This window comes from Bradyrhizobium sp. HKCCYLRH3061 (genome assembly GCF_051168015.1).
Lineage (GTDB): Bacteria > Pseudomonadota > Alphaproteobacteria > Rhizobiales > Xanthobacteraceae > Bradyrhizobium.
On sequence record NZ_JBNPUE010000016.1, the window covers coordinates 168,892 to 180,268 of the forward strand.

Below are 11,377 nucleotides of genomic sequence, written 5' to 3' on the forward strand. Positions count from 1 at the left end.
ATCGTCATGGCCGGGCTTGACCCGGCCATCCACGATCTTCGGTTTGCAGGATCAAAGACGTGGATGCCCGGGACAAGCCCGGGCATGACGCGCAACTAACAACGATCTTGCCTGCGTGGATCGAGCGTTGGGTTCTCTCACGCCGCCTTCTTGCCCGCCGCATCCAGCCCGGCATACACGCCGCGCTCGAAGCCGGCAAAGGTCTCCAGGCACAGCCGGTCGGCGAACGGCAGCAGCTGCATCAGGATCACGCCGGTGACGTCACGCGCCGGATCGATCCAGTAGTAGGTGTTGGCAAGGCCGGCCCAGGCGAGGCTGCCGGCGCTGCGGCCTTCCGGAGTCTGCGCGGTCGTGATCATGAAGCTGAGGCCCCATTTCTTGACGATGTCGGGATAGAGATCGACGTCGTTGGTCACGCCGGGCACGGCCGCGGCCATCTTCGTCATCTCGAGCTCGCCGATGTGGTTGTCGCGCATCGCCGCGACCGTCTCGGGCTTGAGCACCTGGTTGCCGTTGCCGCGGCCATTGTTGAGGATCATCCGGGTGAAGCGGATGTAGTCGCCGGCCGTGCCGTAGAGCCCGCCGCCACCCATGTGGAATTCCGGCTCCTGCTCGAGTTCGAACGGAATCGGCGCGAGACTGCCGTCCTCGCCGCGCGCATGCATGCCGACCAGGCGGGCGCGCTGCGACGGACCGAGCTTGAAGCCGGTGTCGTCCATGCCGAGCGGCGCGAACAGATGGTCGCGCAAATAGGCGTCGAGCTTCTGGCCGCTGGCGGCCTCGACCGCCTTGCCGACGAAGTCGATGTTGATGCCGTATTCCCAGCGCGTGCCGGGATCGGAGGCGAGTGGCAGCGCCAGCGCATCGTTCTTGCAGGTGATGATGCCGGGCGTGCCGGCCTTCTGCACATAAGTGGCCATGTCGCCGTTCCACATGTCGTAGCAGAAGCCGGCGGTGTGAGTCATCAGATGGCGCAGCGTGATCGCGGTCTTCGCCGGCCGCAGGATCGGGTCGCCATTGGCGTCGAAGCCGTCGAGCACCTTGGGCGCCGCGAGGTCGGGCAGCACCGTGCCGATCGGCGCATCCAGCGACAGCCGGCCCTGCTCGACCAGCTGCATCCCGGCCGCGCAGGTGATGGCCTTGGTCATCGAGGCGATCCAGAACACGCTGTCGGCGGTCATCGGATCGTCGCGGCCGAGGTCTCGCCTGCCGAAGGCGCCTTCGTAGATGATGCCGTTGCTGTCGGCGGCGACGGCGACGACGCCGGGGATCGCTCCCGCCTCCGCCTTCTGCCGCAGCACGCCGTCGATGTCGGTCTTGTTCTGCATGGTCTCCTCCGTTCCGTTCTTGATGACGGTAGGCGATTGTTCCTCGCGCCGGCCCGGCCAGCAAGGACCGCCGGTCCCACGGCCGGTCGCGATCTCGTGATGATGCGGCGCGAACGAAGCAGCCGGGGACAACAGCGCTGCGGAGGCCACAGCGCTTCAATTTCCCGCCAGAATCATGATTAGTTCCATGTAGCCGCGAGACCGACACATGGGGGCCATGTTCCCACCACGGGCTTGCGCCTGTTGTGAGTTGCAACCATTTTTGCATTAAAGAGTTCGAGAACCGGCTTTTTCGAGCCGATGACGTGTTTTGGTGGCAATGTCCGCCATTGGGGGCGATATGATTTCGACGTGGAGCGAGTGGAAGCGGTATCCCCGCCCGGGGCGCGGTGACAATATCGAGGCGCCCATCACGCCCGGCATCTACGAAGTGCGCATTGCGGCGACCGGAGCGCTGTACGCGTTCGGCGCGGTCGACAATGTGGCGCAGGCGCTGGCGCTGCTGCCCGTGGGGCAGAAATCATGGTTCGGCCGCCGTGATCCCGCCACCTTGCCGGACCTGGAATACCGCACCTGCGCCACCTCGACCAAGGCCGACGCCAAGGCGGCGGCGGAGCGCATGATCGGCCGCCGCGAGACCTATATGAGCGGCGCGGCCTGAGCCCGCGCCGGCGCGTCGGCATTCAGCATCCGGTGCCGTACAGGCACGGATCGCCGGATCGAATGTACCGTTGAGGAGGCGCACGAGTCGTGCGCTGCCGCCGGGGCTTGGCTATAGTCGGGGGAAAGATCGCTCGCTCCGAGGAGTAGCCCGATGACACCGCCCGCCGCCGCCCGTGCCTCCACTGCCGCTCCGAGCCTGCGTGACCGCCTGAAGGATCCGTCGCTGCTGCGTGAGCAGTGCTACATCGATGGTGCGTGGGTCGGTACGCCGGTGCTCCCGGTCAACAATCCCGCCACCGGCGCCGAGCTCGCCAAGGTCGCGCAACTCGGTGCTGCGGAGACCACGCGAGCCGTCGAGGCCGCCGCGCGCGCGTTCCCGGCCTGGGCCAGGCTGACCGCCAAGCAGCGCTCCAACATCTTGCGCAAATGGTTCGAGCTCATCACGGCCAACCGCGAGGACCTCGCGCTGATCCTGACCTCCGAGCAGGGCAAGCCGCTGACGGAGGCGCTCGGCGAGGTCGATATCGGCGCCGCCTATATCGAGTTCTTCGCCGAGGAGGCGCGCCGCGTCTATGGCGAGACCATCCCGACGCAGAAGCCGGATGCACGTCTCCTGGCGCTGAAGCAGCCGATCGGCGTCTGCGGCGCCATCACGCCGTGGAATTTCCCGAACTCGATGATCACCCGCAAGGTGTCGCCCGCGCTGGCGGCCGGCTGCACCGTGGTGCTGAAGCCGGCCAACGAGACGCCGCTGTCGGCGCTGGCGCTCGCCGTGCTGGCCGAGCGCGCCGGGATTCCTGCGGGCGCGCTCAACATCATCACCGGCGATGCGCCTCCGATCGGCAAGGTGCTGTGCGAGCATCCGTCGGTGCGCTTCGTCGGCTTCACCGGCTCGACCGAGGTCGGCAAGATTCTCTATCGCCAGTCGGCCGGCACTGTGAAGAAGCTCGGCCTCGAGCTCGGCGGCAACGCGCCGTTCGTGGTGTTCGACGATGCCGACGTCGATGCCGCCGTCGAGGGCGCGATGGTCTCGAAATATCGCAACATGGGCCAGACCTGCGTCTGCGCCAACCGCCTTTACGCGCAGGACGGCATCTACGACCAGTTCGTGCACAAGCTCGCCGCCAGGGTCGCGGCGATGAAGATCGGCGACGGCACCGAGGCCGGTGTGGTGCAGGGACCGCTGATCAACGAGGAAGCGGTCGAGAAGGTCGAGCGCCACATCGCCGATGCGGTCAAGGGCGGCGCCAGGATCGTCACCGGCGGCAAGCGCCATGCGCTCGGCCGCACCTTCTTCGAGCCGACCGTGCTGTCGGACGTGAAGGCCGATGCGCTGGTCGCGCATGAAGAGACGTTCGGCCCGCTCGCGCCGGTCATTCGTTTCCATAGCGAGGCCGATGTGATCGCGATGTGCAACGCCTCGCCGTTCGGTCTCGCGTCCTACTTCTTCGCCCGCGATCTCGGCCGGGTCTGGCGCGTCGCGGAGGCGCTGGAGTCGGGCATGGTCGGCGTCAACACCGGCCTGATCACCACCGAGGTCGCGCCGTTCGGCGGCGTCAAGGAAAGCGGCCTCGGACGCGAGGGCTCGCATCACGGCATCGAGGAATATCTCGAGATCAAATACGTGATGATGGCGGGTGTCTGAACCTCGGACGCCTGAGTTCAGGCGAGGCGATATTGGGAATCAGGCCGTCTTGGGCAGCTTGTCGACCGGTACCAGGTAGGACTTGTTGCCGACCTGGAAGATGACCTTGCCGCTCTTGCCGTCGGTCGTCGAGATCTGCGACTGGCCGAACATGATGACGTTGTTGTAGACGATCCCCGTGCCCTCGCGCGTGACGCCGTTGGTCGTCACGCTGACCTGCGCCTCCTTGCCGCTGACGGACAGCACGCGAAAGCTCGCGCTCTGGCCGTTCTCGCCGGAGTAGCCGGCCCAGCTGCCGACCAGATTGCTCTCGTCGGCGGGAGGCGCCTGCTTTTCGAGCATCGCGGTGGCCTTGCCGCCGCCGGCCGAGAACAGCAGCACCGCGTTCTTGCCGTTCTTGGTGCCGAGCGTGACCGCGCCGAAGTCGATGGTCGAGCCATTGACCTGGCCGATGCCGCGCTCGGTGCGGCCGTTGTGGGTGTATTCCACCGTGGCCGCGGCGCCTCTGATGTTGATGACCTTGAAGCTCACGGCCTGGCCGTTGGCCGTCCAACTGCCCTTCCACTCGCCCAGCAGGTTGCTCTGGCGATAGACCCGCTCATTGGCGGGCGAGATCTGGTTGGTGCTTTGGATGGCGACCATGCGTGCTTCCAAGGAGCTCGATTGCTCGTTTACCCCGTATGTCGGATCGTTGCAGAGTGTTGCTAACGAGACGTAGGTCGAGGGGGTTAATGAAACGTAAACTGGCCCCGGCGAGCCGCCCGGGTCGCGGTGCGGCCGATCGTCTCAGCGTCCTCCGGAGCGATGGCGGTCATGGCCGGATGAATGCAGCAGCGAGGGGCACCTGGCGACCTGGGAGCGAGCGGGCGCTTGCCGCGGAGCGCCGGATCGCCGACCATGATGCAGCGAACCACGCCCTCTGTTTTGCGAGCCCACTATGACCGCAGCCCTCACGCGCAGCAGCGTTGGCCAGCTTCAGGACGCGGAGGCGCGCCGCCTCGATGGGGATGGCTATCTGCTGCTGCGCGGTGCGATTCCGGCGGATTGGCTTGCCCCATTACGCGACGCCTTCGAGCTGGGCACGCGGCCGTCCGAGCAATGGCCGGTGCCGCGCGGCCGCGACTGGCGCCACGCCATGGTCGATCTCGATGCGACGGTGCAGCAGGTCTGCCGCCTGCCGGTGATGCTCGCCGCCGTGCATCATGTCCTGAAGGCGCCGTTCTTCCTCGGCCAGGTCGAAGGGCGCGAGCCGTGTGCGGATCGCGGCCAGCAGCCGCTGCATCGCGACGGCGTCGATCGCCGACGCACCGACGCCGTGTCGGCGCTGGCCTTTCTCGATTCCTTCGGCCCCGACAATGGCGCCACGCAAGTGGTGCCGGGCTCGCATCGCCTCGACACGGACGATGCGCGGGCCGCGTCGTCTGCGTTCGTCACGGCAGGCGAGGCCGGCGACATCCTGCTGTTCGACGTCAACCTGTTGCACGGCGCGACGCGCAACCGCAGCGGCGCGCGCCGTCGCTCGCTGCTGATCACTTACGCCGTCTTCTCGCAGCAAGAGGACTGGCGCAGGACGCGCAAGTTGCGCGCGGTGCGGATGGATCAGGACGAGATTTTCGGGGCTGACTGATCCGGCTGCGTCATGACCACCGTCATCCCGCGGCGAGGCCGCGGGCCTGGGAACATGCCACGACGTCGATCGTGACAGCGCAGAACGACCCGCGCCGACTCGTTCCGACGTCACGCGCCCGTGGTTTGGTCAGACAGAGAGAACGCTCATGAAGCTGTACGATGCCGCAGTCGCCCCAAGCCCGCGCCGCGTGCGGATCTTTCTCGCCGAGAAAGGTCTCGCCATTCCCATGGTTCGGCTTGATCTGCGTGCCGGCGAGCAGTTCGAGCCGGAGTTTCGCGCGCTGAATCCGCAATGCACCGTTCCGGTGCTGGAGCTCGACAGCGGGGCTGCCATCACCGACGTCATCGCGATCTGCCGCTATCTCGAGGAGCTGCATCCCGCACCGCCTCTGATGGGCCGCGACGCCGAAGAACGGGCGCTCATCGAATGCTGGATCCGGCGGATCGAATGGGACGGTCTCTACGCTCTCCAGGAGGCCTTTCGCAACGGCACCCCTGGGCTGGAGCGCCGGGCATTGCCGGGTCCGCTGCCGCTCGAGCAGATCCCGGCGCTCGCGGAGCGCGGACGCCTGCGCGTCGCGCACTACTTCGCATGGCTCGACGCGCGGCTGGCCGAGCACGCCTTCGTCTGCGGGCCCGATTTCAGCATCGCCGACATCACCGCCATGGTGTCGGTCGACTTTGCAGCCCGCGCCAAGCTCGATCCGCCGAATCATCTCCATCATCTCAGGCGATGGTACGGCGAGGTTTCGAGCCGTCCGAGCGCAAAGGCTTAGGGCGGATGCGCGCCCGCGAGTCTCTTCAGCGTGATCCGAAGCGCTGTTTGGCGGTGTCGGTGACCGGCGTATAAAGACTGACGATCGTGCCCTCCGGGTCGCGGAACTGAGCGGCGCGGTTGCCCCACGGCATCGTCTTCGGCGCGTGCACCACCTCGACCTCGTCCTTCAACCGCGCGAAATCACCATCCACGTCATCGACCTCGAACTCCAGAATGGCGCTGCGATTGGCGCCGGGCTCGGCGCTGCCCTCCTTGAACAGCGCCACGGTCTCGGCGCTGCCGATCGCGAGCGTTGCGCGCGACGTGACGATCTCGGCGAACACCGGCGCCAGCCAATCCGCCGTCTGCTCGGTGACCTTTTCGTAGAAGCTGACCACGGCCTTGATGTCGGCCGCCACCAGACGGGTCGATGCGAACTTCATGACTTTTACCTTGCGTTCGAGGATCGGTCCCCGACCCGCTATCGCAGGGCTGCTGACAGCCTTGTGTCAGCAGTGGTGTCCCAGCATCGGCCGCATTACGGCGCGAGCTTCGCCAGCCCCTCCCAGTCGAACGCGATGCCATGGCCCGGCCGCGCCGGCGCCTGGGCCAGGCCATCCCTGAGCACGAGCGGATGCTCGATGTAGCGGTCGAGGCCAAAACCGTGCGCTTCGAGGAACGAGCGGTTCGGGCAGGCCGCCAGCAGGTGCACGGTGATATCGTGCGCGCCATGGCTGGTCACCGGCAGGTTGAACGCCTCGGCGAGCCGCGCGATCTTCATGAACGCGGTGACGCCGCCGCAATTGGTCACGTCGGGTTCGGGATAGGACACCGCACCGGCGGCGATGTAGTTCTTGAAGTCCCACAGCGAGCGCAGATTTTCACCGGCCGCGATCGGCACGCCGCCGGCGCTCAGGATGCGCGCGTGGCCGGCGATGTCGTCGGGAATGGTCGGCTCCTCCAGCCAAGTGAGATCGAACGGCTGCAACGCGCGGGCGGCGCGGATCGCCTCCTCGACCGTCCACTTCATGTTGGCATCGGCCATCAGAGGAAAGCCGTCGCCGAGATGTTGCCGCATCGCCTGCACGCGCGCGACGTCGGCGGAGAGAGCCGGCCGGCCGACCTTCATCTTGATGGCGCGAAAGCCCTTGGCGAGATTGTCGTCGGTCTGCTTCAGCAGAGCGTCGACCGACAGATCGAGGTCGATGCCGCCGGCATAGCAGGGCACCCGGGCATCGAAGCCGCCGAGCAGCCGGAACAGCGGCAGCTTCGCGCGCCGCGCCTTCAGATCCCACAGCGCGATGTCGAGCGCCGACAGCGCCAGCACGACCGGACCGCCGCGCCCGCCATAATGCAGGCCCCACCACACCCGATGCCAGATCGCCTCGGTGTCGTCGGCCTCGTGCCGCGCAACCAGATCGGGGATCTCGCGCCTGACGATGTCGGCGACCGCGGGGCCGTTGCGGCCGACCGTGTAGGTGTAGCCGACACCCTCCGCGCCGTCGGCATCGCGCACCCTGCACGTGATCAACTCGAAGGCTGTCATCTCGCCATGCGTGCTGTCGGACAGCGTGACGGAAAGTGGGATGCGATAAAGACCGGTCTCGATCGATGCGATCACTGCCATCGGCTCGGTTCCTTCCCTGGCGTTTTTTATCAGCGTAGGCCTGCGGCGGACCGCGGGCAATTGCTCAAGCCATCGGCCTGATGCATTCATTGTCGCGGCGGAACTGATGCCCGCGTCTGCGCGGCGCGGAGCGGGCGTTTACGCGTCTCACACCGGCCGCTATGCTCGGACATGTCTCCGGTTCACTCAGTGCTGCTCGACCTCGACGGCACGCTGATCGACTCGCGCCCCGGCATTGCCGCGAGCGCGCTCGCGGCCCTGCGGTCGCTCGGTCATGCGCCTGACGACACGCTCGACGTCACCGCCGTGATCGGTCCGCCGCTGCAGGACATGCTGCGTGTGCTGCTGCAGGCCCACGGCGACGGTCGCGTCGACGAGGCCGTCGTGGCCTACCGCGAGCACTATGGCGAGATCGGTCTGTTCGGCAGCACGCTCTATCCCGGCATCCGGGAGGCGCTGCAGGCGATGCACGATGCGGGCTTGCGCATCTATCTCGCAACGTCGAAGCGCGAGCTGTTCGCGCGGCGCATCCTGGAGCATCTCGATCTCATATCGTATTTCCAGGCCATTCATGGCTCGGTGCCGTCGGGTGCGCTGGATCACAAGCCCGAGTTGCTCGCGCATATCCTCACCGAACGGAATATCGCCGCGCGCGACAGCCTCATGGTCGGCGACCGCCGCCACGACATCGCAGGCGCCCATGCCGTGAAGATGCGGAGTCTCGGCGCGCTCTGGGGCTATGGCAGCCGCGACGAGCTCGAAACCGCCGGTGCAGACCGTCTCGTGGAAAATCCAGATGATCTGGCGCGCGCGGTGCTGACGATGCTGAGGCGTTAGTCCGGTTCGAGGCGGTGACGCAGATGATCGCCTGCGCGTCGCAACCTTGCACTGGAACCGGAAAGTCGCGAAGATCGCGGCCAGCTCAGTGATCATTCCGGGAATACCAGCACATGCAGTTTGACGACGTCATCCTCGGCCGCCGCAGCATCCGTGGCTACAAGCCGGATCCGGTGCCGCGGGCGCTGATCGAGGAAATCCTCACGCTGGCGATGCGCGCGCCATCGTCGATGAACACCCAGCCGTGGAATTTCTACGTCATCACCGGCGAGCCGCTCAACCGCATCCGTGCCGGCAACACCGAGCGCATGCTCGCCGGCGTGCCGCAGTCGCGCGAGTTTCGCATCGGTCAGCCGTTCGACGGCGCGCACCGCGAGCGCCAGATCGGCGTCGCCAAGCAATTGTTCTCCGCGATGGGCATCGCGCGCGACGACAAGGAGAAGCGCCAGGACTGGGTGCTGCGCGGCTTCCGCCAGTTCGATGCGCCGGTCTGCATCATCGTCACCTATGACCGCGTGCTCGACGGCAGCGACGACACGCCGTTCGACTGCGGCGCCGTCACGACCGCGCTGGTCAATGCCGCATGGTCACGCGGCCTCGGCGCCGTCATCAACAGCCAGGGCATCATGCAGTCCCCCGTCGTCCGCGAGCACGCCGGGATCGCCGACGACCAGGTCATCATGAAGAGCATCGCGCTCGGCTGGCCGGATCATGATTTCCCGGCCAATGCCGTGGTGTCGGAACGGAAGTCGGTGAAGGACGCGACGGTGTTCGTGGGGTTCGGGGATTAGTGGCGGGCCGGGAGATGAGGTCCGTAGACCGATGGGGCCAATGACGTGCGTTGTCGGATCCAAGCTGTAGCGTGGGCAAAGCCGCCGCCGAAGGCGGCAGCGTGACCACCGTCGACCGGCGCATTCGTCTGCCGATAGCGTCACTGCACGTGCTGCAGCGGCAACGGTGCCGCGGCCTTGCGGGTCTGGATCGCGATGTTGCTTTTGACCTCGCGGACGATGGGCAGGTTCAGCAGCCGCTCGACCAGGAACTGCCGGTAGTGCTCCAGGTCGGCCGTGACGACCTCGAGCAGATAGTCCGACTCGCCGGAGACCAGATGGCAGGCCAGGACTTCCGGCATCGCGCAGACGGCCTCTTCGAAGGCCAGAGCGTGCTCGTTCGCATGTCCCGCGATCTTGATCGCGAGGAATGCCGAGAATCCGAGGCCGACGCCGTCGCGATTCAGGACCGCGCGATAGCCCTGGATGACGCCGTCCTGCTCCAGCCGCTTGACGCGACGAAGACAGGGAGACGGTGACAGGCCGACCCGGTCGGCCAACTCGACATTGCTGAGCCGGGCGTCGGCCTGCAATTCCCCGATGATGCGCTGGTCGATCGCATCGAGCTTGGCTTTTGGCATATCTCTGACATCAGTCGCGGAAAACAGCGGGTTTATTGCGTAACGAGCCCGTACGTTAGCACAGTTCGCAAGGACATGCGCGCCGGTTCGGGGCGAGGATGACGTGCTTCCCACGAGCCTCCGGAGACCTGGATATGACCGACACCGCTGTGCCCCAGACGTTGCTCGATGCCGTCGAGCGATACTTCGACACCATGTTCGACTCTGATGTCGAACGATTTGACCGGGTGTTTGCGCCGACCGCGCAACTGCACGGCCTGCGTGACGAGGCTCTGCGCGTCCTGACCGCGGCCGAGTATCGTCAGCTGTTGACGACCACCCCCTCGCCGCAGTCGAAGAGCGCGCCCCGCCAGCAGGAAATTCTGCTCATCGACTTCGCATCATCCACGCAGGCGGTCGTGAAGGTTCGCGTCAGGATCGATCTGATTCTCTATCTCGACTATCTCTGCTTTCACCTGATTGGCGGCGAGTGGCTGGTGACGGCCAAGTCGTTTCATGTGGAGCGGCGTTTTGCGGACGGGAAGTAATTGTTCAGCCGACCTGCGCCAAATGCGCGCCGTACGCAACTGCCCGTCGGGCTATTCTGCCGCACCAGTTTGTGCTTGCTAATTTTCCGAAATCATGTTTCTATCCGCGCATCCCGTCCTCATGCAGAGGGGCGTACGCGTCGTCACGATACGTAGAGGCGGGGAGCGGTGGCCGCGGGTCTGTCAGGTGCTGATGCGCTGGACGATGGACAGCTCGCGGACGTTCAAGCTGTGTGGTCCTGGCGCCCCGAAGCTGGCGCCAAGTCCGCGGTGACGCGATCCCTGACAGGACGTGTCATCAGGGCGACGGGGGCAAACAAGCCGGTCCCCGGGGAGAGCGCGGAGCAGACGTAAACCCATCGCGCAGGGAGGGCCGGGATGTCTCGGCTGAACCTGTGGTACCTGCCGCCTGCAATTTTTTTTCCGCAGGCGGGCCATGGGAGCAGCCAGCTCCCGGCCTTCCCTGCGCCCTCGGCATTTCCAGAGGGCGGGATCGATCAGCAGAACTCGGGCCATTGCGCCGCGAGGCCGATCAGGCGCGTCTTAACATGGATGGCGGGGCTCATGCATGCTCGGCGCTCGCCTCGCTTGCAATAGGGCCATTTCATATGAGGTACGGGCTGTGGCGACAAACAATCCCGGACGTTAGTTACGCCGTCATGCCCGGGCTTGTCCCGGGCATCCACGTGGCGCTCAGCGTGCTGAACGACGTGGATGGCCGGGACAAGCCCGGCCATGACGATGTGGCGACGCATGAGCGCACGCCTCTGATCGCCAGATACCATGGCTCTGCCCCTTCCAGGGGAGCTCGGATTGCCTCGAATGCGATCCGGATCAGCGGCTCCCCTCCCTGCCAGCGGGGTGAGGGGGAGCACTCATTGGCGCTAACTTACCATTTTGCTGCCGGAAATGGATGATTCCTCGGTCGAGTGACTGACGAATCGCTTTCGAAC

General features: G+C 66.0%; 12 protein-coding genes. 7 read left to right on the plus strand and 5 right to left on the minus strand.

What is annotated here, in order from left to right; all coding sequences use genetic code 11:
* Positions 1–137: 137 nt before the first annotated feature.
* Positions 138–1,328, minus strand: a complete 1,191-nt coding sequence (locus tag ACQR2C_RS24465; protein ID WP_316179059.1) for a serine hydrolase domain-containing protein — start codon at positions 1,326–1,328, stop codon at positions 138–140.
* Positions 1,329–1,668: 340 nt separating this feature from the next.
* Between ACQR2C_RS24465 and ACQR2C_RS24470 the strand changes: the two genes are divergently transcribed.
* Both ACQR2C_RS24470 and ACQR2C_RS24475 read left to right on the plus strand, forming a co-directional pair.
* Positions 1,669–1,989 (plus strand): hypothetical protein, encoded by a 321-nt coding sequence (locus ACQR2C_RS24470; RefSeq protein ID WP_315803912.1) that lies wholly within the window; start codon positions 1,669–1,671, stop codon positions 1,987–1,989.
* Positions 1,990–2,142: 153 nt separating this feature from the next.
* Positions 2,143–3,636, plus strand: coding sequence for an NAD-dependent succinate-semialdehyde dehydrogenase (locus tag ACQR2C_RS24475; protein ID WP_315803911.1), 1,494 nt, complete (start codon positions 2,143–2,145; stop codon positions 3,634–3,636).
* 39 nt (positions 3,637–3,675) lie between these two features.
* Here the strand turns inward: ACQR2C_RS24475 and ACQR2C_RS24480 are convergent, their stop codons facing one another.
* Complete coding sequence (locus ACQR2C_RS24480; protein ID WP_316179062.1) at positions 3,676–4,278, minus strand: hypothetical protein; 603 nt, start codon at positions 4,276–4,278, stop codon at positions 3,676–3,678.
* 295 nt (positions 4,279–4,573) lie between these two features.
* On the opposite strand from ACQR2C_RS24480, the gene ACQR2C_RS24485 reads away from it, so the two are divergent.
* Both ACQR2C_RS24485 and ACQR2C_RS24490 read left to right on the plus strand, forming a co-directional pair.
* A complete protein-coding gene (locus ACQR2C_RS24485; protein ID WP_434882308.1) occupies positions 4,574–5,263 on the plus strand; it encodes a phytanoyl-CoA dioxygenase family protein in 690 nt (229 codons plus the stop codon).
* Between the two features lie 148 nt (positions 5,264–5,411).
* Positions 5,412–6,041: a glutathione S-transferase family protein gene (locus ACQR2C_RS24490; RefSeq protein ID WP_315803908.1), complete on the plus strand. Its 630-nt coding sequence runs from the start codon at positions 5,412–5,414 to the stop codon at positions 6,039–6,041.
* Between the two features lie 25 nt (positions 6,042–6,066).
* Here ACQR2C_RS24490 and ACQR2C_RS24495 read toward each other — a convergent pair whose 3' ends face one another.
* Both ACQR2C_RS24495 and ACQR2C_RS24500 read right to left on the minus strand, forming a co-directional pair.
* The gene (locus ACQR2C_RS24495; RefSeq protein ID WP_316237966.1) at positions 6,067–6,465 is read right to left on the minus strand and encodes a VOC family protein; all 399 of its coding nucleotides are present in this window, start codon (positions 6,463–6,465) and stop codon (positions 6,067–6,069) included.
* Between the two features lie 95 nt (positions 6,466–6,560).
* Entirely contained in the window at positions 6,561–7,649 is a 1,089-nt protein-coding gene (locus ACQR2C_RS24500) for a mandelate racemase/muconate lactonizing enzyme family protein (RefSeq protein ID WP_434882309.1), read from the minus strand.
* Positions 7,650–7,820: 171 nt separating this feature from the next.
* On the opposite strand from ACQR2C_RS24500, the gene ACQR2C_RS24505 reads away from it, so the two are divergent.
* Complete coding sequence (locus tag ACQR2C_RS24505; protein WP_434847549.1) at positions 7,821–8,486, plus strand: HAD hydrolase-like protein; 666 nt, start codon at positions 7,821–7,823, stop codon at positions 8,484–8,486.
* 113 nt (positions 8,487–8,599) lie between these two features.
* On the plus strand, positions 8,600–9,277 hold the full coding sequence (locus tag ACQR2C_RS24510) for a nitroreductase (RefSeq protein WP_315803904.1): 678 nt from the start codon (positions 8,600–8,602) through the stop codon (positions 9,275–9,277).
* Positions 9,278–9,417: 140 nt separating this feature from the next.
* Here the strand turns inward: ACQR2C_RS24510 and ACQR2C_RS24515 are convergent, their stop codons facing one another.
* On the minus strand, positions 9,418–9,897 hold the full coding sequence (locus tag ACQR2C_RS24515; protein WP_315803903.1) for an Lrp/AsnC family transcriptional regulator: 480 nt from the start codon (positions 9,895–9,897) through the stop codon (positions 9,418–9,420).
* Positions 9,898–10,031: 134 nt separating this feature from the next.
* Here ACQR2C_RS24515 and ACQR2C_RS24520 point away from each other — a divergent pair, with 134 nt between their 5' ends.
* The gene (locus tag ACQR2C_RS24520; RefSeq protein ID WP_315803902.1) at positions 10,032–10,424 is read left to right on the plus strand and encodes a nuclear transport factor 2 family protein; all 393 of its coding nucleotides are present in this window, start codon (positions 10,032–10,034) and stop codon (positions 10,422–10,424) included.
* Positions 10,425–11,377 lie beyond the last annotated feature (953 nt).